Annotated in this window: 22 protein-coding genes; 7 read left to right on the forward strand and 15 right to left on the reverse strand. The window is 59.8% G+C overall.

What is annotated here, in order from left to right:
- The first annotated feature begins 45 nt into the window (after positions 1–45).
- Positions 46–486 carry a TRAP transporter small permease gene (locus BMX75_RS01510; protein ID WP_092825082.1) on the forward strand — a complete coding sequence of 147 codons (441 nt, stop codon included), beginning with the start codon at positions 46–48 and terminating at the stop codon, positions 484–486.
- Positions 483–1,742 carry a TRAP transporter large permease gene (locus tag BMX75_RS01515; protein ID WP_092824616.1) on the forward strand — a complete coding sequence of 420 codons (1,260 nt, stop codon included), beginning with the start codon at positions 483–485 and terminating at the stop codon, positions 1,740–1,742. Before BMX75_RS01510 ends, BMX75_RS01515 begins: the two co-directional genes overlap by 4 nt.
- On the opposite strand, the gene BMX75_RS01520 is transcribed toward BMX75_RS01515, so the two are convergent.
- From BMX75_RS01520 to BMX75_RS01550, 7 genes are all read right to left on the reverse strand, one after another.
- Positions 1,709–2,134 (reverse strand): carboxymuconolactone decarboxylase family protein, encoded by a 426-nt coding sequence (locus BMX75_RS01520; protein ID WP_092824618.1) that lies wholly within the window; start codon positions 2,132–2,134, stop codon positions 1,709–1,711. The genes BMX75_RS01515 and BMX75_RS01520 overlap by 34 nt on opposite strands.
- The gene (locus BMX75_RS01525) at positions 2,134–3,090 is read right to left on the reverse strand and encodes a D-2-hydroxyacid dehydrogenase family protein (RefSeq protein WP_092824620.1); all 957 of its coding nucleotides are present in this window, start codon (positions 3,088–3,090) and stop codon (positions 2,134–2,136) included. The genes BMX75_RS01520 and BMX75_RS01525 overlap by 1 nt, the downstream gene beginning before the upstream one ends.
- Positions 3,087–5,048: a TRAP transporter permease gene (locus tag BMX75_RS01530; RefSeq protein ID WP_092824622.1), complete on the reverse strand. Its 1,962-nt coding sequence runs from the start codon at positions 5,046–5,048 to the stop codon at positions 3,087–3,089. Before BMX75_RS01530 ends, BMX75_RS01525 begins: the two co-directional genes overlap by 4 nt.
- A 101-nt stretch (positions 5,049–5,149) precedes the next feature.
- On the reverse strand, positions 5,150–6,127 hold the full coding sequence (locus BMX75_RS01535; RefSeq protein WP_085919395.1) for a TAXI family TRAP transporter solute-binding subunit: 978 nt from the start codon (positions 6,125–6,127) through the stop codon (positions 5,150–5,152).
- Positions 6,128–6,357: 230 nt separating this feature from the next.
- Entirely contained in the window at positions 6,358–7,254 is an 897-nt protein-coding gene (locus BMX75_RS01540) for a LysR family transcriptional regulator (protein WP_085919396.1), read from the reverse strand.
- On the reverse strand, positions 7,251–7,973 hold the full coding sequence (locus BMX75_RS01545) for a haloacid dehalogenase type II (protein ID WP_092824624.1): 723 nt from the start codon (positions 7,971–7,973) through the stop codon (positions 7,251–7,253). The genes BMX75_RS01540 and BMX75_RS01545 overlap by 4 nt, the downstream gene beginning before the upstream one ends.
- Before the next feature lie 72 nt (positions 7,974–8,045).
- Entirely contained in the window at positions 8,046–8,954 is a 909-nt protein-coding gene (locus tag BMX75_RS01550) for a LysR family transcriptional regulator (RefSeq protein WP_085919398.1), read from the reverse strand.
- 175 nt (positions 8,955–9,129) lie between these two features.
- Here BMX75_RS01550 and BMX75_RS01555 point away from each other — a divergent pair, with 175 nt between their 5' ends.
- From BMX75_RS01555 to BMX75_RS01565, 3 genes are read left to right on the forward strand one after another with little or no spacing between them, the layout of a single operon-like run.
- Entirely contained in the window at positions 9,130–10,326 is a 1,197-nt protein-coding gene (locus tag BMX75_RS01555) for a CaiB/BaiF CoA transferase family protein (RefSeq protein WP_092824626.1), read from the forward strand.
- A 15-nt stretch (positions 10,327–10,341) separates the two neighbouring features.
- Positions 10,342–11,259 carry a hydroxymethylglutaryl-CoA lyase gene (locus BMX75_RS01560; RefSeq protein ID WP_092824628.1) on the forward strand — a complete coding sequence of 306 codons (918 nt, stop codon included), beginning with the start codon at positions 10,342–10,344 and terminating at the stop codon, positions 11,257–11,259.
- Positions 11,260–11,286: 27 nt separating this feature from the next.
- Entirely contained in the window at positions 11,287–13,272 is a 1,986-nt protein-coding gene (locus tag BMX75_RS01565; protein WP_092824630.1) for an aconitate hydratase, read from the forward strand.
- A gap of 70 nt (positions 13,273–13,342) precedes the next feature.
- Here BMX75_RS01565 and BMX75_RS01570 read toward each other — a convergent pair whose 3' ends face one another.
- The 8 genes from BMX75_RS01570 to BMX75_RS01605 all read right to left on the reverse strand — a co-directional run bounded on the left by BMX75_RS01570 (position 13,343) and on the right by BMX75_RS01605 (position 20,706).
- A complete protein-coding gene (locus BMX75_RS01570; RefSeq protein WP_092824632.1) occupies positions 13,343–15,103 on the reverse strand; it encodes a methyl-accepting chemotaxis protein in 1,761 nt (586 codons plus the stop codon).
- A 299-nt stretch (positions 15,104–15,402) separates the two neighbouring features.
- Positions 15,403–16,032, reverse strand: a complete 630-nt coding sequence (gene ureG, locus BMX75_RS01575) for an urease accessory protein UreG (protein WP_066320893.1) — start codon at positions 16,030–16,032, stop codon at positions 15,403–15,405.
- 29 nt (positions 16,033–16,061) lie between these two features.
- Positions 16,062–16,775 (reverse strand): urease accessory protein UreF, encoded by a 714-nt coding sequence (locus tag BMX75_RS01580; RefSeq protein ID WP_092824634.1) that lies wholly within the window; start codon positions 16,773–16,775, stop codon positions 16,062–16,064.
- A complete protein-coding gene (gene ureE / locus BMX75_RS01585; RefSeq protein WP_092824636.1) occupies positions 16,765–17,298 on the reverse strand; it encodes an urease accessory protein UreE in 534 nt (177 codons plus the stop codon). Before ureE ends, BMX75_RS01580 begins: the two co-directional genes overlap by 11 nt.
- 155 nt (positions 17,299–17,453) lie before the next feature.
- Positions 17,454–19,169, reverse strand: a complete 1,716-nt coding sequence (ureC, locus tag BMX75_RS01590) for an urease subunit alpha (RefSeq protein WP_092824638.1) — start codon at positions 19,167–19,169, stop codon at positions 17,454–17,456.
- Positions 19,166–19,486: an urease subunit beta gene (locus BMX75_RS01595; protein ID WP_092824640.1), complete on the reverse strand. Its 321-nt coding sequence runs from the start codon at positions 19,484–19,486 to the stop codon at positions 19,166–19,168. Before BMX75_RS01595 ends, ureC begins: the two co-directional genes overlap by 4 nt.
- Before the next feature lie 9 nt (positions 19,487–19,495).
- Positions 19,496–19,798 carry an urease subunit gamma gene (ureA, locus tag BMX75_RS01600; RefSeq protein WP_066320888.1) on the reverse strand — a complete coding sequence of 101 codons (303 nt, stop codon included), beginning with the start codon at positions 19,796–19,798 and terminating at the stop codon, positions 19,496–19,498.
- A 23-nt stretch (positions 19,799–19,821) separates the two neighbouring features.
- The gene (locus BMX75_RS01605) at positions 19,822–20,706 is read right to left on the reverse strand and encodes an urease accessory protein UreD (protein ID WP_092824642.1); all 885 of its coding nucleotides are present in this window, start codon (positions 20,704–20,706) and stop codon (positions 19,822–19,824) included.
- Between the two features lie 354 nt (positions 20,707–21,060).
- Between BMX75_RS01605 and parS the strand changes: the two genes are divergently transcribed.
- On the forward strand, positions 21,061–21,510 hold the full coding sequence (gene parS, locus BMX75_RS01610) for a type II RES/Xre toxin-antitoxin system antitoxin (protein ID WP_092824644.1): 450 nt from the start codon (positions 21,061–21,063) through the stop codon (positions 21,508–21,510).
- Entirely contained in the window at positions 21,507–21,971 is a 465-nt protein-coding gene (locus BMX75_RS01615) for an RES family NAD+ phosphorylase (protein WP_092824646.1), read from the forward strand. Before parS ends, BMX75_RS01615 begins: the two co-directional genes overlap by 4 nt.
- The last annotated feature ends 1 nt before the right edge of the window (position 21,972 follow it).

Consider the following 21,972-nt stretch of genomic DNA (forward strand, 5'->3'; position numbering starts at 1 on the left):
CGTGTTGAACGCGGGCTGGATGCCATCATCCAGCCCGTGGTGTTTATGGCCATGGCGGCCCTGATTGGCGTTATCACGTTACAAATCATTTCCCGCGTGCTGTTCACCGCCGTGGAGTGGACCGAAGAAGTCGCCCGCTTTCTGCTGGTGTGGCTGACGTTTCTTGCCGGCACCCTGGCCTTCCAGCGCGGCCGACATATCGCGGTCACCTTTGCCGTCGATGCCCTGCCCGCTCGGCTGCGTCAGCTGGCGCGGCTGCTGGCCACATTGGTGGTGTTGGCGTTTCTGATTGCCCTGGCGGTGATTAGCGTGGAATACATGCAGGTACAGAGCTTCCAGAAATCGGCGGCGCTGCGCGTGCCGATGTCTTACGTATACGCCGTGGTGCCCTTCTGCGCCGCCGTGATGGCCTGGTACGCCCTGGTCGATGCCGTCGAACTGATCTTCACCGGCGATACCCACGAGCCCCGGGAGACGCCGTCATGACGATGCTCCTGTTCGGGCTGTTTTTTGCCTTGATGCTGCTCAACGTGCCCATCGCCTTTGCGATTGGCGCCAGCACGCTGTTTGCGCTTTATCAGGCGGGCGTGCCGCTGATGGTGGTGCCCCAGCAGATGTTCCAGGGGATTAACTCCTTCGCCCTGGTGGCGATCCCGATGTTTATTCTGGCCGGGGATTTAATGGCCCAGGGCAAGGTCAGCGAAAAGCTGGTGAGCTTTGCCGATTCATTGGTGGGCTTCATGCGCGGCGGGCTGTCGCTCGTCTCGATCATGGCGGGGATGTTCTTTGCCGCAATTTCCGGCTCGGGCGCCGCCACCACGGCCGCCGTGGGTTCGAGCCTGGTGCCGGAACTCAAGCGCAAAGGTTACGACCCCGCCTCCGCCGCCAGCTTGATCGCCGCCAGCGGTACCATCGGCGTGGTGATTCCGCCATCGGTGCCGATGATAATCTACGCGGTCATCGCCCAGCAGTCGGTCTCCAAGCTGTTCTTGAACGGCTTTCTGCCGGGCCTGGCGATGGGTCTGGGGCTGATGGCGATTGCCATTACCCAGGCCTACCGGCGGCAGTACCCCAAGGGCACGCCGCTGTCGTGGCCGGTGATTCTGCGCACCTTCAAGGACGCCAGCTGGGGCCTGATGACGCCGGTGATTATCCTTGGCGGCATCTTCTCGGGTATTTTCACGCCGTCAGAGGCGGCGGTGGTGGCGGTCAACTACGCCATTATGGTGTCGCTGTTTGTGTATCGCGATTTGACGACCCGCAATGTGTACCAACTGCTGATTCGCTCGGCGATGACCACCTCGGTGATCATGCTGGTGATTGCCATGTCGGCAGTGCTCAGTTGGACGCTCTCCAGTTGGCAGGTGCCCGGCGCGATTGCCCAGTCGGTGCTGTCGCTGTCCACCGACCCTTACGTGATCATGCTGCTGATCGTCGCGGTGATTCTGCTCACCGGGGTGTTTATCGAAACCGCCAGCGCCTTGATTATTCTGACCCCGGTGCTGCTGCCGCTCGCGCTGCAGTTGGGCATCGACCCGATCCACTTTGGCCTGATTATCGTGGTGGGGCTTTCCATCGGCATGATCACCCCGCCGGTGGCCATCAACCTCTACGTGGCTTCCTCGGTGACGCAACTGCCGCTGGAGCGCATCACCCAGGCCATCGTGCCGTATTTACTTGGGTTGATCGGCGTGCTGCTATTGGTCGTTTACGTGCCGATGTGGCTTGGCTGGTCGGGGTGACGATCAGTCTTGATCACCTCGCGCGCGATGCGCAGGCCATCTATTGCGGCAGGGAAGCCGCAATAGGGCACGCAATGAAGTAGTACTTCTCTGATCTGCTCCTCACTGCATCCGTTATTCAGCGCCCCACGAAGGTGCGCCTTCAGCTCATGGGGCCGGTTTAACGCCACCAGCAATGCTATGTTGAGCATGCTGCGAGTCTGCCGCTCAAGGCCAGGGCGATTCCAAACGTCGTTCCAGCACTGCTTGGTGACCAGCTCCTGCATTGGCCAGCTGAAGTCATCCGCCTGCGCCAGGGCAGCGTCCACGTACTCATCGCCTAACACCTCACGCCGGGTAGCGAGCCCCTGCGGGTCCAGCTCGGCTTTCTCTAGTTGGGACGTTTGGGTCATCATGCTTCTCCTGCCGCCAGGTTGCGCACCGGCTGGCCTTTGTCAAAAGCCACGACGTTGTCGAAGGCATCGCCAAAATAGAGCTCATAGCTGTCTTTTTCGACATAGCCCAGGTGCGGCGTCGCCACGACGTTAGCCAGTTCCAGCAGCGGGTGCGCCCGCACCGGTTCGTCATCGAACACATCCACGGCAGCCATACCCGGCCGCCCGGCGTTGAGCGCGACTTCCAGTGCGCCGTCTTCCACCAGCGGGGCGCGACTGGTGTTCACCAGCAGCGCCGTGGGCTTCATGCTGGCGAGGTTTTCGGCGGTGACGATGCCGCGGGTTTCCGGGTTTAGCCGCAGATGCAGGCTGAGCACATCGCTGCGCGCGAAGAAATCCGCCTGGGAATCTGCCACCTCAAGCCCCGCAGCCGCGGCTCGCTCGCGGGTCGTCTCTCGCCCCCACACCAGCACGTTCATTTCGAATGCCTGACCGTAACGCGCCACCAGTTGGCCAATCTTGCCGTAGCCAAAAATGCCCAGCGTGCGGCCTTTCAAGCCGGTACCCAGCGTGCGCTGCCAGCGGCCTGCCTTAAGGTTGTTCACCTCGTCGGGAATGTGCCGCATGGCGGCCAGTATCAACCCCCAGGTCAACTCGGCGGCGGCATAGGGTGAACCGGTACCCGCCAGCACGGTCACGCCGTGCTGGCGGCAGGCCGCCATATCCACATGGGCCGCCCCACCGCCGGTCTGGCTGATCACCTTGAGCTTGGGCAGCCGCGCCAGCAACGACGCGGTTATCGGCGTGCGCTCGCGAATCAGCACCAGCGCCTCGGCGTCTTGAAAGCGCGCCACTAACTGGTCTTCATCGGTCACCGTGTCGTTATAGACGGTGACCTGATGACCTGCCAGCTTGGCAAAGGCATCCAGCGTGCGGACACAATCCTGATAATCATCGGGAATCACTACCTTCATGAGCGCGTTTCCTTGGGGGGTTCAGAAGCAAGCGGGGTAGCGCCTTTAGGCGTAGGGGTCGCAAAACGCTGCCACGCGAAGATACCTGCTATAACGGCAATCCCGGCGACATCGGTGATGGCTTGCCCATTGATCAGCATCAGGGCGGCGAACAGCAGCAGTCCACGTTCTAACCAGGAACATGGGCGCGCAAAATAGCCGATGGTCGATGCCGCCAGGGCAATAATCCCCAGCACCCCGGATGCCACTGCCATGCCAATTTCCAGCTTCGTGCCTTGGCCCAGAAGCGGCGGGTGGTAAATGAACATGAAGGGAATCAGGAAGCCGCCCAGCGAAATCTTGGTGGCCGTCAGTGCCGTACGGAACCAGTGCGAACCGGCAATCGCGCCACCGATATAAGCCGCCAGCGCGACAGGCGGCGTCACGCCTGACAGAATCGCGAAATAAAGGATAAACAGGTGTGCCGAAAGACTTGGCAGCCCCGCTTCGATAAAGGCCGCCGCGACCACCGATGCCGCCAGCATATAAGCGGCGACCGTGGGCAGGCCCATCCCCAGAATAATGGCCACCACCATCGCCAGCAAAAGCGTGATCAGCACATCACCGCCGCTCACCATGACGATCAGCGAGGACACCTTGAGCCCCAGCCCCGTCAGGCTGATCACCGCGGCAATCAGCGCGACACTGCCGATAATGACGGCAATCATGGCCGCTGTCATGGCACCGGCTTCGAGGGCCGCCGGCAGGGATTTTACCCGCTCCCATAGCGTTCCCTGACTGCGTGGCGATACCAGATACAGCACCATCGCCGTGAAGTACGCTGCCACCGCGGCGGTTGTCGGTGTATAGCGCAGTATCAGCATGGTAATCAGCACGATCAGCGGCAGCAGTAAGGTTTCTACGTTGAAAAACCCTTCGCGCAAGCTTGGCCGCTGGTCTTTGGGAATCGGGTCCAGCCCTAGGCGCTTGGCTTCAAAATGCACGCTCATCCAGATAGCCAGGTAAAAAAGCAGCGCCGGTATCAGGGCAGCACTGATAATGTCCAGGTAGCTGGTCGATATTACATCGGCCATGACGAACGCAGCCGCACCCATGATGGGCGGCAGAATCTGTCCGCCGGTCGATGCCGACGCTTCAGTCGCCGCGGCAAAACGCGGGCTATAGCCGCTTTTCTTCATCAACGGAATGGTAAACACCCCGGTGGTGGCCACGTTGGCCGCCGTGCTACCGCTGATGCTGCCAAACATGGCACTACACAAGGTAGCCGCTTTGGCGGGCCCGCCTGCCATTCCGCCGGTCGCGGCGGTGGAAAGCCGCATGAACGTATCGCCGCCGCCGGTCGTGACCAGCAGCGCTCCAAACATGATGAAGATGACGATCACCGTGGAGGAGGTGCGCATCAGACTGCCAAAGATGCCAGTGGGGCCGAGGTAGAAAGTCGCCACCAGATCGTCCCAGCGAAAGCCGCCGTGGCCCCACACGCCGGGCAGGTGTTGCCCAAAGGCTGCATACGCCAGGGCGATCAGCACCAGGATCGGGAAAGCCAGACCGATAGCGCGGCGACAGGCTTCCAGAAGCAGCAAGATCGCACTCACGCCCAGTATTAGATCCAGCGCGGTAGGCGTTAGATAGCCCAACTGATAGATGATGCGGTCGAAGTGATAAACGTAGTAACCGCTGATCACGACGCTCATGACAATCGGGACAAGATCAAACCAGGGGATCTTCTGGGCATCCCGTACCCGGCAATGGTAAGCCAGAAAAATCAGCGGCATTGCAAACAGCAGGTGAACGGCGTTTTGAGTATTCACCGGCCCGGTAACGGCCGTATAGAGGTGGAAAATCGCCATCGCAACGGCGGCTGTGCGCACCACCACAAACCAGAAGCCCGAGAGCTGTCGCTTGCCCGAATCCTCCTGATACTTTTCAACAACATTGGGATTCTTAGTGGTATCCATGGGGGGAACTCCCGCGCCGCCCGACCAAAGACGGTCGAGCAACGCGTCAGGCTGATAGCTAACGCCCCCACCGGGATACCGGCGGGGGCTCAAGAGTGTGCTTACTGAGCTTCAGGCGGAATGATGTCTTCCGGAATGTCCAGACCCAACTCCTGATAATAGCGCAGCGCACCGGCATGCAGCGGGAAGGTGGCGGTATCCACCACGGTCTGTGGCTCAACGCTTGCCGCTGGCTTGAAAGAAGCAGCCACTTCGTCGTGGTTTTCCCAGTACGCCTTGGTCAGTTCATACACCGTATCGGCGTCAAGCTCGGTGCTTGCCGCCACGCCCATGTAGATCCCCAGTGACTGGGCTTCGCTCATCCCGGTATAGGTATCCGCCGGTACAATGGCAGGCGAGAGAAAGGGCAACTCTTCAATCACGGTCTCCACCTGTTCGTCCGTCAGCGACAGCAACTGTAGCGGGCGTGAGGAATGCACCTCGGTAAACAGCGGGATCGGCGGCACACCGTTGTAGCTAAAGCCCACCAGGCGACCATCGGTAACGCCTTCCGCCGCATCGTTTACCCGCATGCGCTGGAAGTCCGGCTCGATATTGAGGATGCCAAACACCTGCTCGGTAATGTACTCACCGCCCCCACCAATGCTGCTGGGGTTGAAGCGTTCGCCGTTCAGGTCTTCAAAGGTTTCGATATCGCTATCCTGGCGAACTGCCCAGTGCATGGTGGACGGCGCAATCCAGTAAACGAGCCGCACATCCGGGTTGGGCGTGTCCTCGAAACGGCCCACGCCGTTATAGAGCTCATACCCCACCAGGGCTTCGGTGAACGCCAGGTCAAGCTCGCCGTTATTCAGTCGTATGGCGTTTTCACGAGTGCCGCCCGTTTCACGTACGGTAATTTCGTAATCTGAATTGGCGCTTATCACGCGCGCGCCTTCCGAGATACCAAAGAACCAGCCGGTACCGGTGGGCACAGCGCCCATGTTAAGCGCGGTCTGTGCCTGAACAGTGCCTGTCGTAAGCGCACCAGCGACCAACAGGGAAGCGGGCAGTAGGTGGCGTAGTTTTATTGCAGTCATTGTTATTTCCTCTCAGCGTCGGGAAGCATGTTGTGCTGTTGTTTGCTGTGGGAGGCCAAGGTCGCGCCCCTCCCGAAAACTCACCAAGCAGGGGAACATCGCTTGATGGTTGCTAGAGTGATAGCGCTAAAGGTGGGTAGCTGTATATTGGTGATTGATGAACCTGCCTTCTCCAAACGCGAAAGCTGGACGAGGAAAGTGCACAACAGCTGACTTGGAGAGCCCGCCAATCAACGCACCGCCGCGGCATTCACCAAATGGTCGACCAACACCCGGGCGGCCATGGAGAGCTTGTCCAAATCTTTCACATAGATACTCAGCCGACGCCGTGCCCAGCTGTCCCGGATCGCCAGCACCTTGACGTTGAGGCCATCGACGTACTGACGAATGGCACCGCGGGGCAACACGCCGATCCCCAGGCCTTCCTGGACCATCAGGCATAGCGCGTCGTAGCTGGTCACCTGAATACGGATACGCAGTGTCTTATTGACCATGCTGGCGGCGCGCATAATCTCCAGATTGATGGCACTCGCGGTATGCAGTCCCACATGGGGATAGTCCAGGCACTCGCGAAAATCGATCTGCTCCCGCTCGGCAAGCGGATGCTGCTTGGGGACCACCAGCACAAGGTCATCAACGTGGTAGGGAAACTCGATGAGGTCGTAGCCATGCAACAGTTGGGCGCAAACCCCGATATCCGCGTTGTTGTTCATGACCTCGCGGGTAATGATGGGGCTTACTTTCTCTTCCAACTGCACGCCAATATCCGGGTGCTGCTCGAAAAAAACGCGCATTTCGTTGGGCAGGTATTGCGTGATCGCTGACATATTGGCGAACACCCGCACCATGCCGCGTTGACCACTGGAATAGTCGCGCATCTGCAGATCGAGGTCTTCCAGATTATGCAGTACGCCACGGGATAGATTCAGCAGAGCACTCCCGGCGGGCGTCAGCACGATACCTCGATTGTTGCGCTTGAGCAGTGGCGTGTTGAAGTAGGCTTCCAGCTCGCTAAGCCGCTTGCTGACGGCCGAAGTCGCCATGAACGAAGCATCGGCCGCGCCGCTGATGGTGCCCGTTTCAGCCACGCGCACAAACAGTCTGAGTGATGTCGGGTCGAGTTTCATAGCAGCTGTCGCGCCAGGTCGGTGATGTCCTCGGCGACGAAATCGAAGCGGGGATCAATGGATAAATCAGGTGTGGCGTCTGGCCCGTGCTCCAGGGGACGCTTGATAAAGGCGGTGCGCATGCCCTGCCGATAGGCGGCCTGGAGGTCATCCTGATGCGCCGCCACCATCATCACCTGCGATGGTTTGAGGTCGAGCAGTCGCATTGCCATCTGATACACCTCCGGGTCACGCTTGTAGTGCCCGGCGAGCTCCGATGACAGCACGCAGTCCCAGGGCAGGCCAGCATGGCGCGCCATGTTCACCAGCAGTGAGACATTGCCGTTGGATAGCGTGGCCAACACATAGCGCTGTTTTAGCTTTGAAAGCCCCTCAGCGCTGTCAGGCCAGGGCGTCAAGCGGTGCCAGACCCGGTTCAAATGGTCTTTTTCGGTTTCATCCAGACAGTCGGCCAGGCCATGGTCATCGAGCAACCGGTCCAGCGTCATCCGATGCAACTCGTCCAGCCGAGTCCATGGCAGTTCACCCTGGCGCACGCGATCCATCGCCGGTGCATAGCCTCCGCGCCACTCGTCAGCAAAGCGTGCCCAGTCGATGTTGAGGCCCTTGGCGTCACCCAACTGCTGGCCTTCCCGAATGACACTACTGCGCCAGTCCACCACCGTGCCAAAGACATCAAAGGTGAGGGCTCTCACCTCGCTTGCAATGCTCTCGGTCATGCCCTTCTCCTGGGTTGTGATGTTCATGCACGTTATCGCTTTGCCGATGCGTTTAACATGGTCGGTTTTAAGCTACAGAGGCTGTTCGGGGGTATGAGGCGCTAACAGGTGATCGACCAGGTGGCGGGCCACCAGCGGCAGAGTAGCGTAATGACGCATTCCCACCACTAGCTCGCGCTTGGCCCACTCGTCGGCCAAGGGGATCATGCATAACTTTAAATCTTTCAAATCGCGATACAGCGTCTGCTGGGGCAATACACCAACGCCCATGCCGTAGTGAATCATGCGGCAAATCGCATCAAAGCTGCGTACCTGAATTCGCATGCGCAGGGTTCTTCCCGCCTGGCTGGCCTGCTCATGCAGGAGCGATTGTAGCGACGTGTCCTGTTGCAAGCCTACAAAGTCGTATTCAGCGGCCTGATGCAAATGCAGCTGCTGATGAACAGCCAGCGGATGATCCTGCGGCGTCACCAGGACCAGCTGATCGCGCCGGTAGGGCTTTACCTCCAGCTCATCCGCCGCCACATGGCTGGCAAAAATGCCGATATCGGCCACACCATCGCGCACGGCGGTAATCGCTTCACTGCTGGTACGTTCCTGCAGGTCGATCTTGATCTGCGGGTAGGTCAGGGCAAAGGCGCTTAAATCCTGGGGAAGAAAGGCGATGATCGCCGAGGTGTTGGAATGGATGCGCACATGACCGCGCACCCCTTCGCCGTATTCGCTCAGCTCGGCCTGCATTCGCGCCACGTCTTCGAGAATGCGTCGGGCATGGTGTAAAAACGCCCGGCCTGCCGGGGTAAGTTCAACTCCCCGGGGGCGGCGATACAAGAGTTCGGTGCCCACCAGCGCCTCCAGGTCGCTGACGCGCTTGCTGACCGCTGCCACGGCAAGGTGTTCACGCTCAGCGGCGGCGGTGAGCCGCCCCTCATCGGCAATGGCAACAAACAGTTTCAAGGTAACAAAATCAAATCGCAGCATCGCGCTGACCGCCCTGCTATTGGGGTAAAAGAACGTACCTCGCCATCTTAGGCTTCGTCCATGACGAACACCTAGTTCCTGATTGCTTAATTGTTCTCACACGCCAGCTCGCCGATGCTAGGTGGAAAACAAACTGACAATAACGGCATCAACAGGGTTATCAGGAGCTCTTATTATGACCACGCGCCAGCTTCCCCTCGATGGACTGAAAGTCGTAGAGCTTGGCCAACTGATTGCAGGCCCGTTTGCCACCAAACTTCTCGGCGAATTTGGCGCTGACGTGATCAAGATCGAGCCCCCCGGCACCGGCGACCCCCTTCGTAAATGGCGGATTCTCGAAGAAGGCACCTCGCTCTGGTGGCATGTGCAAAGCCGTACCAAGCGCTCGGTAACGCTCGACCTGCGTACTGAAGAAGGCCAGGAAATGGTGCGCCGCCTGGCGGTAGAGGCGGATGTCATCGTTGAAAACTTTCGCCCCGGCACGCTAGAGGGCTGGGAGCTTGGCTATGAAGCACTGGCCGCGCATAACCCCGGGTTGATCATGGTGCGCGTTTCCGGCTTCGGCCAGACCGGCCCTTACCGTAACAAGCCAGGGTTCGGGGTTATCGGTGAGGCGATGGGCGGGCTGCGTTACCTGACCGGCCAGCCGGATGAACCCTCGGTAAGAGTCGGCGTCAGCATCGGTGATTCGCTATCCGCGCTATACGCCGTGATAGGCACGTTACTTGCTCTTCAGGAACGACAGCGCAGCGGCCTGGGGCAGGAAATTGACGTCGCGCTCTACGAGTCCGTCTTTGCCATGATGGAAAGCCTGCTGCCCGAATACGATGCGACCGGTCATGTCCGCGAACCCAGTGGTAGCGCACTGCCGGGCATCACGCCCTCGAATGCATACCGTACGCAGCAGGGTGACTATGTGCTTATCGCAGGCAACGGCGACAGCATTTTCAAGCGCCTGATGCAGGTCATTGGCCGCGACGACCTCGCGCAGAACCCTGCCATGGCGCATAACGATGGCCGTTCCCAGCATGCCCAGGCAATCGATGCCGCTATCGAGGCCTGGACCCAGACCCGGGAGCGCGACGAGATACTGCGCCTCCTGGAGGAGGCGCGCGTGCCGGCAGGCTACCCCTACACCGCTGCGGATATTGCCAACGACCCGCACTACCTGGCCCGCGAAATGATTCAGACCGTGACGCGTGCCGACGGTCGTTCGCTCAAGGTGCCGGGCGTCCTGCCCAAATTGAGCGCCACGCCCGGTAGGCTTGGGCAAGGTGGCCCGCCGCTGGGTGCCCATACCGATGAAGTGCTTGACGAGTTGGGCATCGATACCGAAACCCGTGAAAAACTGCGCCATGCAGGCATTATCTAACCTTGAGAGGGCACGATGGAGACGCTACAAATCAACGAAGTCGCTCCTCGGGATGGCTTTCAGAGCGAATCGCGTTTTATACCCACCGACCAGAAGGTGGCGTTGATTGATGCCCTGACCGCCACCGGCATTGCGCGCATCGAGGCCACCTCCTTCGTGTCGCCCAAGGCGATTCCCAACCTGCGTGATGCCGCCGAGGTCGTCAGCGCCATTCAACGTCGTCAAGGCGTCGACATAACCGTGCTGGTACCTAACCTGAAAGGTGCTGAGCGTGCACTTGCCTGCGGTGTCGACGAGATCAACCTGGTGATGTCGGCAAGCGACGCCCACGGCCGGGCCAACCTGCGCATGACGCCCGAAGTGTCACTCCAGCAGTTTGCCAACATCATTAATACCGTCAGGGGCAGCGGCGTGTTTATCAACGCCTCGCTGTCGACGGCCTTTGGTTGCCCGTTTGAAGGCAATGTGCCTGAAGCGCGGGTACTCGACCTCATCGAACAACAGCTGGCGCTGGGCGTAGAGGGTGTCACGCTCTGCGATACCACCGGTGTTGCCAATCCGGCTCAGGTGAGCGCGCTGTGTGCTCAGGTACTGAAACGCTTCCCTGGCGTACCGTTTACGCTACATTTTCATAATACCCGGGGCATGGGCCTTGCCAACGCGCTGGCCGCCTGGCAGGTCGGCATTACCCGCTTCGATGCCTCGCTGGGAGGGCTGGGCGGCTGTCCCTTTGCCCCCGGCGCAACGGGCAATGTGTGCACGGAAGACCTGGTACACATGTTTGAGCAGATGGGAGTGAACACGGGCGTCAACCTGCCCGCGCTGCTTGAGGCCTCTGCCACCCTCCCCGACTTGATCGGCCACGACACGCCAGGGCAGGTAGGCAAGGCAGGCAGCGCCGATCGTCGCCATCCTCTGCCTGCCCAGGCGTAACGCAACCCCCACCGACGGTGAATAACAATGACTCATCCCGCGCCATCCGCCCTACCCTTGAACCTTTCCCAGCAGTTAATCCAGCGCCATCTCGTCAGCGGCGAGATGATCCCGGGCAGTGAAATCGCTCTGGAGATCAACCAGGCACTGCTTCAGGACGTGCTGGGCACACTGGTGATGCTGGAACTCGAAGCCATGGGCCTGGACCGCGTCCACACCCAGCCCAGCGTGCAGTATATCGACCACGGCCTGGTGCAAGCGGACAACCTGAACGCGGAAACCTATCTGTTTCTAAAAAGTGCCTGCGAGCGTTTCGGCGTGTGGTACTCGGGCCCCGGCAATGGCATCAGCCACCCGGTGCATATGGAAAACTTCGGCGTGCCCGGTCAGTCGATCGTCGGCTGCGACAGCCATACCACGGCGGCAGGGGCGCTGGGTATGCTGGCCATTGGCGCAGGCGGTATTGAAGTCGCCATGGCCATGGCGGGGGAGCCGCTGTATATCACCATGCCCAGGATCTGGGGCATTAAGCTTGAAGGCCAACTCCCCGACTGGGTGTCCGCCAAGGACATCGTTCTCGAACTGTTACGCCGACACGGCGTTGCCGGTGGCAAGAACACGATGATCGAATATTACGGCCCCGGGCTTGCCCACCTTTCCGCCATGGACCGCCATGTATTGGCCAACATGGGCACCGAAATGGGCGCGACGGCCACGGTCTTCCCCAGTGACGAAGAAACCCGTCGTTTTCTGGCGGCTAGGGGACGGGAGAGTGACTGGCAGCCACTGGCCGCGGAGCCCGGCTGTCGCTATGAACTCAACGATCATCTGGACCTCGCGACCCTCGAACCCATGATCGCGCTGCCTTCCAGCCCGGATAAGGTCGTCACCGTTCGCGAAGCGGCAGGCCAGCCCCTCCATCAGGCCTATATTGGCTCTTCAGGCAATCCGGGCTATCGCGATTTTGCCGTGGTGGCGGAAATCGTCCGCGACCGCCAGGTGGCCGACGGCGTCTCCCTGGACATCAACCCGTCTTCCCGCCAGGTGCTCACCACGCTGATTCAGCAGGGTTATCTGGCTGATCTCGTTGCCAGCGGTGCGCGGCTTCATCAGGCAGGTTGCAACGGCTGTATCGGCATGGGCCAGGCCCCCGCCGTGGGGCTCAACAGCCTGCGTACGGTGCCGCGTAATTTTCCGGGGCGCTCGGGCACTCGCGAAGACAGCGTTTTTCTATGCAGCCCGGAAACGGCGGCGGCCTCGGCACTGGCCGGGGTCATTACCGACCCACGAACGCTTTCCATGGCGTATCCGCGTATTAGCGAGCCGGACAAGATTGTCATTAACCGCGCGCTGTTTAACGCGCCGCTGCCTGTTGAAGAAGCCCGCCTCAAGCCCCTGCAAAAAACGGACAATACACCGGCGTTACCGGCGTTAAGCCCCCTCCCCGATACGCTGGAAGTGCCCGTGCTGCTGGTCGTCGGCGACAACATTTCAACCGATGACATCATGCCTGCCGGGCAGCGGGTACTGCCTTACTGGAGCAGTATCTATGCGTCGGCCCCTTTCACGTTTGAAGCGGTCGATGACACCTATGCGACGCGCGCTGACACAACCCGTACTCAAGGCGGTCATGCCATTGTCGGCGGTGTTAACTACGGCCAAGGGTCAAGTCGCGAGAATGCCGCCCTGGTGCCCCGCTACCTGGGCTTGCAGGTGGTGGTTGCCAAGAGTTTTGCCCGCATTCACTGGCAGAACCTGATTTGTTTTGGTGCCTTACCGCTCACGTTTTGCCACCCCGAAGATAGCGAGCGCTTGAGTCAGGGAGACACTATTGTGATCAAGGATCTTTACAACCAACTCGCCAAAGGCGATGACCTGATCGCCGAGATCCCCGGCAAGGGGACAATGACCCTGCACCATGGGCTGACGGACCGCCAGAAAACGTTGATTGCGCAAGGTGGGGTCATTAATCATTTGCGGGCACGCAATGCCGACGCAGCCGCACAGGCTTGAAGCCTTCTAGCAAACGGGGCTTGCCGATTGGCAAGCCCCGTTCATCTCCATCAAAAGCCGCGCCGGGCGCTTAGAACTCTTCCCAATCGTCGCCGCCTGAGGTCGACGTCGACTTGGGTGACGGCGCGGGACGTTTCAGCGACGCATTGGCGGGCGCTGACGCCTTGGCAGGCAGCGCCTGGCGGCGTTGCGTAGGCTCACCACCCTCTCCCAGCACAAAGGAATTGATCAGCTCGCTCAGGTGCTCGGCATGGCGACGCATATCCGCGGCGGCAGTGGTCGACTGCTGCACCATGGTCGCGTTCTGCTGGGTCATGGTATCCATTTCGGCCACGGCGGTATTGATCTGGCTGATACCGCTGCTCTGCTCTTTGGCACCCGCGGTGATCTCGCCGATCACATCAGTCACCTTGGCTACGCTCTCGACGATTTCGCGCATGGTAGCGCCCGCATCACGCACCAGCTCTGCACCGGAATGGGTGTGCTGCACCGAGGCATCGATGAGCGTGCGGATTTCCTTGGACGCATCGCTGGACCGGCTCGCCAGGGTGCGAACTTCCTCGGCCACCACGGCAAAGCCACGGCCGTGCTCGCCCGCTCGAGCCGCTTCCACCGAAGCGTTGAGCGCCAGGATGTTGGTCTGGAAGGCAATGGAATCGATCATGGTAATGATATCGCTGATACGGCTGGCCGACTCATTGATATCCTGCATGGTGCGCTCGACCTGCTCCATGGACTGCTCGCCCTTGTGGGCAACTTCCGCAGTGGACTGCACCAGCTTATTGGCCTGCTGGGCGTTGTCGGCGCTATGATTGACCGTCGACGTAATCTCTTCCATGGAGGAGGAGGTTTCCTGCAGGTTGGCCGCCGCCTGCTCGGTCCGCGTCGACAGTTCTTCGCTGCTGCGGGATATCTCCCCGGCGGCATCGTAGACGCTGGAGGTGCTGTGGCGAACGTCGCGCAGCGTATCCTGCATGCGCTCGACAAAGGCGTTGAACTGCACGGATAATTCGCCGATCTCGTCGTTGCTTTCCACCGCGAGGCGGCGGGTCAGGTCACCCCGCCCCTGGGCAATATCGTGCATGGCGGCGGAGGTGCGCTTGATCGGCCCGACGGTACGCCGCACAAACACATACGCCACCAGCGCCACCACCATAAACAGCACCAGCCCCAGCAGCGCGACAAAGATGATGCCCTGACGTATACCGGCAGCCGTCTCGGCCTCCATTTCGGCCATCGTTTCATCAACATCGGTCACGTAAACGCCTGCGCCGATCAACCAGTCCCATTTTTCAAGGCGGTCAACGTAAGAGTGCTTGGGTTGAAACTCGTCGGTACCTGGATATTCCCATACGTAGCTGTAGAACCCGCCGCCACTCTGGGCAACGTCGATGATCTCGCGAATAAGATAGGTGCCATCGGGCGTTTGTGCGTCGATCATGTTGGTCCCTTCGCGCTCCGGCGCGGGGGCCGTCACGATATTGTTACCATCATAATCGTAGATGAATATGTAGTTGTTATCTTCGAAACGCATGGACCGCACAATTTCGGCGACCTGCTGCTTGGCTTCCTCATCGTTGACACCGGCGTCTTCGTAAATCGGTTCGATGGCCGTTCTCGCCATTTGCACAATGTCGCGCACCGCTCTGCGGCGTTCTTCAATCAATTGTTCACGCTGTTCCGCCAGCGTTTCGCGGGCGTCCTGGGTTGTGCTGTAGGCTTTAAACCCGACCAGCGCGACCGTGACCAGGAACAAGGGGAGCAAGACAAGCATCAGGACTTTGGTTTGCAAACCAAAGGCCCGGCGAGCGGGTGATGTAGAGGTTGTCATTGTGAGCAAATTCCAACGTTTGTGAGTTATGAAGTATTAAAATTATTATTCGCTTTTTATCGACAAACGTTATTTAAACTTTAATTTTTCAGGACCGTTCTATGGTTTTTGGCTCATCCAGCACGAAATCAGGGGGTTCATAACATGCGTTAAGGTGATGGCAAGCCATGGAGTCCACAGTGAAGGTGTGGTGGCCAGGGATGGCCCGTTTTAAGGCTTGATGCCACCCACCTTTGTTCAGTCGCCTCGACCCTTCAACCGCCTGGTCGGGGCGACTTTTTTATTATGCCCGCCCCAGGTTAGCCCGCGATGGCCGTGCGCCGCTCATCCAGCATCCCTTTATCGAGAATGAAGCGGATGATTTCTTCGAGCCCAACCCCATCGTACAGATTGGTGAAAACAAAGGGCCGCTCACCGCGCATTTTTTTGGAGTCGCGCTCCATCACCTCCAACGAGGCATGCACCTGCTCGGCGATGTCGATCTTGTTGATAATCAGCAGGTCGGATTTGGTGATGCCTGGGCCACCTTTACGCGGAATCTTGTCCCCAGCGGACACGTCGATCACGTAGAGCGTGAGATCCGAAAGCTCGGGGCTGAAGGTCGCCGACAGGTTATCGCCGCCGGATTCCACCATCACCAACTCCAGCTTGGGGTGGCGTTCCTGCAGCTCATCGATGGCCGCCAGATTCATGGAGGCATCTTCGCGGATCGCCGTGTGCGGGCAGCCGCCGGTTTCCACGCCCAGAATACGATCCGCCGGCAGCGCATCGTGCTTGAGCAGAAAGTCGGCGTCTTCGCGGGTGTAGATATCGTTGGTCACCACGGCGATATCGTAGTGGTCGCGCAGCGCCAGGCAGAGTTGCTTCAACAGCGCGGTTTTGCCCGAGCCAACCGGACCACCCACGCCAACGCGTAAACAGTGAGTCATCGTTCTCTCCTTATTAACCTTACATCTATTTAACTTCTGAACAGGCGCGAATACTGGGTTTCGTGCAACGCACTGGCCAGGGCCAGACCGGGCAGCACCGGGCCAAGCTCATCGTCATCAAGCGAAAGCGCCTGATCAACGGCAGTGACAAGTGCCGGGCGCAGTTGCTCGTTCACCCGCTGGGCAGCGGTGTGGCCCAGCGGCAGGGCTTTGCAGGCGACGGCCAGCTGGTTTTCCAGCCACGCCCAGGCAAAGCCCAGCAGCGTTTGGCGAACGGACACGCCACGGGCATGGGCCGTGTAAGCAAACAGCGTTACATAGCCTGCCTGAGCCGGTAACAAGGCCGCTAGTGAGTCTTCACTTGGCATCAAGTCCAGGCTCTTCAACAAGCGCTTGAGGGAGGCGCCCAATCGGCTGTCTTCAGCGGCTAGCTCGGCGGTTTCCCGTGTCGCCGCCAGCCACGCATCCCACTGGGCAATCCCATCGCTATCACCTTTGCCAATGGCCTGGTGCAGCCGCGCCAGCACCGGTAGCTCGCAACGGGTTAAGCCGTCTTCCAATACGCCGCTTAACCATTCGGCGAGGCTTGCTTCGTCGCGCACCCAATCAAGCTCGAAGGCGCTTTCCAGGCCTTGCGAGAAGGCAAAGGCCCCGATGGGCAGCGACGGGCTGACCAGTTGCATCAGCCCCAGCAGTGCCAACTCATCGTTTTGGCTGTTTTGCGCGGTGACATCAGTGGGCATGGTGATGCTCATGGCCGTGAGAATGATCATGATCGTGAGAATGGGCATGACCGTGTGCGTGGCCATGAGCGTGTCCACCACCCACTTGGTTATAAGCACCCGGCTCAGGGTCGAAGGTGGCGTCGTGGTGCTCAAGCTCAGCGCCGAGCAGCTCGGCGAGCTCTTCCAGCACGTGGTCCGGCGGGAAACGTACCCAACCGCCCTTGTCATCTTCACCCAGCGCCAGCTGCACGTGGCGATTGCCCAGGTGGTAGGCCAGCCTTGCCAGCGGTAAGCCAGCACTTACTCGCGCGGTCACCACCGGTTCTATAGCGGCGCAGACGCGTACGACTTCGCCGCTTTCGGCTTTCAGGCCTTCGCCGCTGCGCAACACCGGGCCGCGATCCAGAAACAGCCCCAGCTCACGACCGCTGTCGCTTTTGGCTTTCAAGCGTCCGCGTATGCGCAGTTCAAAGGGCAGCGTCAGCGTGTCACTCGCTGCGCTCTCGTCTATCGGCCCTAAGCGTTCTATCAGTTTTAGCATGACTAGCGTCCTTCGCTGTCTATGCAGATGTGCCGGGGGTAGGTCTACGAGAGGGCGCTGTGAATACCTCCCTGTACGCTACTTTTGCCATCCATGGCAAAAGACCCTCTCTACGACCTACCCCCGTCACCTCTACCTAAATGGAATAGCCTCAATCAAAACAAGTGATACCGCTGGGCCAGCGGCAGCTCGGTGGCGGGTTCGCAGGTCAAAATTTCACCGTCGCAGCGCACTTCATAGGTTTGCGGGTCGACGGTCAAATCGGGGCAGGCATCATTCAGCTTCATATCCTGCTTGCGCACCTGGCGCACGTTTTTACACGCCGCTAGCTCGCTGTTCAGCCCCAGCGTCTCTTTAATCCCCGCATCCAACGCCGCCTGGCTGACAAAGCTGAGCCGGGTCTGGCTGGCCGCGCGGCCCAGGGCACCAAACATGTAACGGTAATGCACCGGCTGTGGCGTGGGAATCGACGCATTGGGGTCGCCCATGGGGGCCGCCGCAATCATGCCACCCTTGATGATCATCGCCGGTTTGGTACCGAAAAACGCCGGTTTCCAAAGCACCAGATCCGCCATTTTTCCGACTTCGATGGAGCCGACTTCGTGGGCGATACCGTGGGTGATCGCCGGGTTAATGGTGTATTTGGCGATATAGCGCTTAGCCCGGAAATTATCGGCGCCCAGGGCCTCGTCTTCCGGCAGCAGGCCGCGCTGCACCTTCATCTTGTGGGCCGTTTGCCAGGTGCGGCAGACCACTTCACCGACCCGCCCCATGGCCTGGGAGTCCGAGGCGATCATCGAGATCACGCCCAGGTCGTGCAGAATATCCTCGGCGGCGATGGTTTCCCGGCGAATGCGTGAGTCGGCGAAGGCCACGTCTTCGGGAATATTGGGGTCCAGGTGGTGGCACACCATCAGCATATCCAGGTGTTCGTCGATGGTGTTGACCGTATAGGGGCGCGTCGGGTTGGTGGACGACGGCAGCACATAGGGCTTGGCGCAGGCGGTGAGGATATCCGGCGCGTGACCGCCGCCTGCCCCCTCGGTGTGGTAGGTGTGAATGCAGCGTTCTTTGAAGGCCCCCAGGGTGTCTTCCACAAAGCCCGACTCGTTCAGGGTGTCGGTGTGGATGGCCACCTGCACATCGTAGGCATCCGCCACATTAAGGCAGTTATTGATCGAGGCAGGCGTGGTGCCCCAATCTTCGTGCAGCTTAAGCCCCATGGCGCCCGCTTGGAGCTGGAGCTCCAGAGACTCGGGCAGGCTGGCGTTCCCTTTGCCCAGAAAGCCGATGTTCATGGGCATATCGTCTACGGCTTGCAGCATCTTGCCAATGTGCCAGGGGCCAGGAGTGCAGGTGGTGGCGTTGGAGCCCGTCGCCGGGCCGGTGCCGCCGCCAAGCATGGTGGTGACGCCGCTCATCAGCGCCTCTTCCACCTGTTGTGGGCAGATAAAGTGAATGTGAGAGTCGATGCCGCCCGCGGTCAGAATCTTGCCTTCGCCGGAGATGATTTCGGTGCCGGGGCCAATCACGATCTCAACGTCGGGCTGGGTATCCGGGTTACCGGCTTTGCCAATCGCGGCAATACGGCCGTTTTGAATGCCCACGTCGGCCTTGACGATGCCCCACCAGTCCAAGATCAGCGCATTGGTGATGACCGTATCCATCACGGTGTCGTCGGCGCGCTGGCTTTGCCCCATACCGTCGCGGATAACCTTGCCGCCGCCGAATTTCACTTCATCGCCGTAGTGGGTGGCGTCTTTTTCGACCTCGATCCATAGCTCGGTGTCGCCCAGGCGCACGCGGTCACCCACCGTGGGGCCGTACATATCGGCGTAGGCCTGCCGACTGATCTTGTTATCCGGTTTCATTGCTTACCTCCATCAAGCGCACCCATCACATCGCTGCGGAAGCCGTAAATTTCCCGCTTGCCGACATACGGAATCAAGGTAACTTCGCGGGTCTGGCCGGGCTCGAAGCGAATCGCCGTGCCCGCCGCGACGTCCAGGCGGTAGCCCCGCGCCTTGTCACGGTCAAACACCAGCGCCGGGTTGGCCTCGGCAAAATGATAGTGCGACCCCACCTGAATCGGCCGGTCACCGGTATTGGCCACCTCGACGCTGATACGCTCACGCCCCTCGCACAGCGCGATATCGCCGTCTTTTAACTGATACTCGCCGGGAATCATGGCGACCTCCTAATTAATGGGGGTGTGAACAGTGACCAGCTTGGTGCCGTCGGGGAAGGTGGCTTCCACCTGTACCTCATCGACCATCTCGGCCACACCTTCCATCACGTCGTCGCGGCTTAATATCTCGCGGCCGTAGCTCATCAGGTCCGCCACGCTGCGACCATCACGGGCGCCTTCCATGATTTCAAAGCTGATCAGCGCGACCGCTTCGGGGTAGTTGAGCTTCAAACCGCGCGCTTTGCGGCGCTCGGCAAGCTGGGCGGCAGAAAACAGCAGCAGCTTGTCTTTGTCTCTCGGGGTTAATTCCATGGGGCGTCTCCGTTAGCGAGTTATTAGGTTAGCCAAATTCGCGGTGTATGCGCTTCACGCTCGATCCAAAGAGGGCGCAGCAAATGCCAGGCCTGCTCGCACAGCGCCCAGGCTTCATTGCGTGAGTTGCCCAGGTAGCGCAGTAACACTACGCCATGACGCACAGTGACGGCCCAGCGGGGGTTGTCAGGCAGCGCTTCGCGCAGGGCTTCAATAGCCGCAGGTGCATCGGCTATGCCCACTGCCCAGAGTGTAGCCTGAACGGTCGCGCCGCCCTGGCCCCAGCGCCCGATAAAACGCGGGTGCAAAGGGTCGAGAGGCTGACGCTCCAGCCATAGCGGCTTGCCGTCCAGGGTCAAACGAAAGTGCTGCTCGATACGCCCGGAAACATAGGGTAGCTCGCTCGCCGGGCGGCCCAGCGCCATGACTTCCCAGCCCAGGCAGCGAGCACTGCCGTGCAAATCAATCGAGGTGCGTTGTTCACCCCGCGAGCCGTCAAAGGCAATGGTTTCCTGGGGCAGCCACTCAAGGGTTCCGCCGTCTTCAACATGCAACTGGGTATGCTGGGTCCATGAAACGCCCTGGCTGTCGGCTTTATAGAGCTTGTTGGCGGCAGGCGTCGTCAGCAGCGCCTGGGCGCCGCTTTCCACACGAGCCTGAATAGTCAGCGCATCACCGCTCACCAGCCCACCCGGCGGGTGCAGCAGGTAAACGTGGCAGGTCTCACCGCGGCCTTCCGGGTAAAACGGCCGCTGCACCCGTAATGGCCCCGAGTGGCGCGCCTGCACCATGCGGGTGGCACTGTCGCGATAGGCAAAACGCAACGCCAGCGAGGCCGCCCAGTGGCGCTGATCATCGAAGCGGTGGCCAGAGGCAATAGATGGTTTGGCGATATCGCATAAAATCATAGGTAGCTATCGCGTCCTTACAGTAAGCCTTTAGCTAACCAATGCAATTTATGCGCCAAAATGGTGAAAAGCGCTAGGCGCCATCATTGGCAACACCTAACAGCGTTTCTACGCGATACATTTCGATGGAAATCGCACCAAAATTGAGCATTTAGAGATTAAAAAGCACCACTAGAGTGCATTCATATTACCGACGACTCAGCCAGATAAACGGGTCAAGTAGCGGATATCACCTTTAACAAGCGGCTAGTCGTGATAACCCACACCTTCTTCATCACGTGCATTACTTGACGAGAGCCCAAGCAGCATGTATATCAATTGATAGTCCTTAAGTTTATCAAATGGGAGTTCGCCATGGATATCCACTTTACGCAATATCAGCCTCCAAAAGCAGTGGCCTCCGGATTCTGGCAACAGCTAGGGCTCCCTGCCAGGGGTCGCAAACTGCATGAGCTGCTGCATCAAGGCGTGGAATACCGAGTTTATCCCCGGTTGGCAAAGGTATCGGGTATCGAGCAGAAGGCACTGGCAGGCTACGTCGACATACCCTCTGCCACGCTGAGTCGCCGTGCCAAGTCAGGGCGCTTCAAGATGGCGGAGAGCGACCGGCTGTATCGCTTTGCTGAGCTTTTCAAGGCGGCGCTGGACCTGTTCGAGGGTGACGCCGAGGGGGCCCGCGCCTGGCTACTTAAACCCAATGCCGGGCTAGGCGGGCGCCGCCCCGTGGAAATGATCGCTACATCAGCAGAGTACCAAACGGTGTTGAACCTGATTGGTCGGCTGGAGCACGGGGTCACTGCATGAGCGAGGTTTTTGCCTACCGGCTGGTCAAACGGAAATATCAAGACATCGCCTTTGATGGTGAGGGGGCACGACTTTACGGTGGGCGCTGGAACAGCCCCGGCAAGGCCTGTGTGTATGTGGCAAGCTCAGAGTCGTTGGCACTGCTGGAAATCATGGTGCATCTTGAAAGCTATCGACTGCTCAATGCGTATGCGCTGCTGCGATTAACGCTACCCGCCGAGAGCATTCTCAGCGTTGGCGTCGAGGATTTACCTGAAAACTGGCGGGAAGCACCCGCGCCCGCAGAGACCGCCGAACTGGGTGATGGCTGGCTGGCGTCCGGCCAGAGCCTGGCCCTGGCAGTGCCGAGCGTGGTGGTGCCGAGAGAGCTCAATTACATGCTCAACCCGGCACACCCCTTATTCGATCAAATCGTCGCAGCGGCCGAGGCGCTGCCCTTCCAACCCGATCCAAGGCTTTGAA

Source organism: Vreelandella subterranea (assembly GCF_900111305.1).
Lineage (GTDB): Bacteria > Pseudomonadota > Gammaproteobacteria > Pseudomonadales > Halomonadaceae > Vreelandella > Vreelandella subterranea.

Coding starts and splice junctions, on each gene's coding strand:
- BMX75_RS01510 (WP_092825082.1), top strand. CDS start 46: ATGGCCATGGCGGCCCTGATTGGCGTTATCACGTTACAAATCATTTCC.
- BMX75_RS01515 (WP_092824616.1), top strand. CDS start 483: ATGACGATGCTCCTGTTCGGGCTGTTTTTTGCCTTGATGCTGCTCAAC.
- BMX75_RS01520 (WP_092824618.1), bottom strand. CDS start 2,134: ATGACCCAAACGTCCCAACTAGAGAAAGCCGAGCTGGACCCGCAGGGG.
- BMX75_RS01525 (WP_092824620.1), bottom strand. CDS start 3,090: ATGAAGGTAGTGATTCCCGATGATTATCAGGATTGTGTCCGCACGCTG.
- BMX75_RS01530 (WP_092824622.1), bottom strand. CDS start 5,048: ATGGATACCACTAAGAATCCCAATGTTGTTGAAAAGTATCAGGAGGAT.
- BMX75_RS01535 (WP_085919395.1), bottom strand. CDS start 6,127: ATGACTGCAATAAAACTACGCCACCTACTGCCCGCTTCCCTGTTGGTC.
- BMX75_RS01540 (WP_085919396.1), bottom strand. CDS start 7,254: ATGAAACTCGACCCGACATCACTCAGACTGTTTGTGCGCGTGGCTGAA.
- BMX75_RS01545 (WP_092824624.1), bottom strand. CDS start 7,973: ATGACCGAGAGCATTGCAAGCGAGGTGAGAGCCCTCACCTTTGATGTC.
- BMX75_RS01550 (WP_085919398.1), bottom strand. CDS start 8,954: ATGCTGCGATTTGATTTTGTTACCTTGAAACTGTTTGTTGCCATTGCC.
- BMX75_RS01555 (WP_092824626.1), top strand. CDS start 9,130: ATGACCACGCGCCAGCTTCCCCTCGATGGACTGAAAGTCGTAGAGCTT.
- BMX75_RS01560 (WP_092824628.1), top strand. CDS start 10,342: ATGGAGACGCTACAAATCAACGAAGTCGCTCCTCGGGATGGCTTTCAG.
- BMX75_RS01565 (WP_092824630.1), top strand. CDS start 11,287: ATGACTCATCCCGCGCCATCCGCCCTACCCTTGAACCTTTCCCAGCAG.
- BMX75_RS01570 (WP_092824632.1), bottom strand. CDS start 15,103: ATGACAACCTCTACATCACCCGCTCGCCGGGCCTTTGGTTTGCAAACC.
- ureG (WP_066320893.1), bottom strand. CDS start 16,032: ATGACTCACTGTTTACGCGTTGGCGTGGGTGGTCCGGTTGGCTCGGGC.
- BMX75_RS01580 (WP_092824634.1), bottom strand. CDS start 16,775: ATGCCCACTGATGTCACCGCGCAAAACAGCCAAAACGATGAGTTGGCA.
- ureE (WP_092824636.1), bottom strand. CDS start 17,298: ATGCTAAAACTGATAGAACGCTTAGGGCCGATAGACGAGAGCGCAGCG.
- ureC (WP_092824638.1), bottom strand. CDS start 19,169: ATGAAACCGGATAACAAGATCAGTCGGCAGGCCTACGCCGATATGTAC.
- BMX75_RS01595 (WP_092824640.1), bottom strand. CDS start 19,486: ATGATTCCCGGCGAGTATCAGTTAAAAGACGGCGATATCGCGCTGTGC.
- ureA (WP_066320888.1), bottom strand. CDS start 19,798: ATGGAATTAACCCCGAGAGACAAAGACAAGCTGCTGCTGTTTTCTGCC.
- BMX75_RS01605 (WP_092824642.1), bottom strand. CDS start 20,706: ATGATTTTATGCGATATCGCCAAACCATCTATTGCCTCTGGCCACCGC.
- parS (WP_092824644.1), top strand. CDS start 21,061: ATGGATATCCACTTTACGCAATATCAGCCTCCAAAAGCAGTGGCCTCC.
- BMX75_RS01615 (WP_092824646.1), top strand. CDS start 21,507: ATGAGCGAGGTTTTTGCCTACCGGCTGGTCAAACGGAAATATCAAGAC.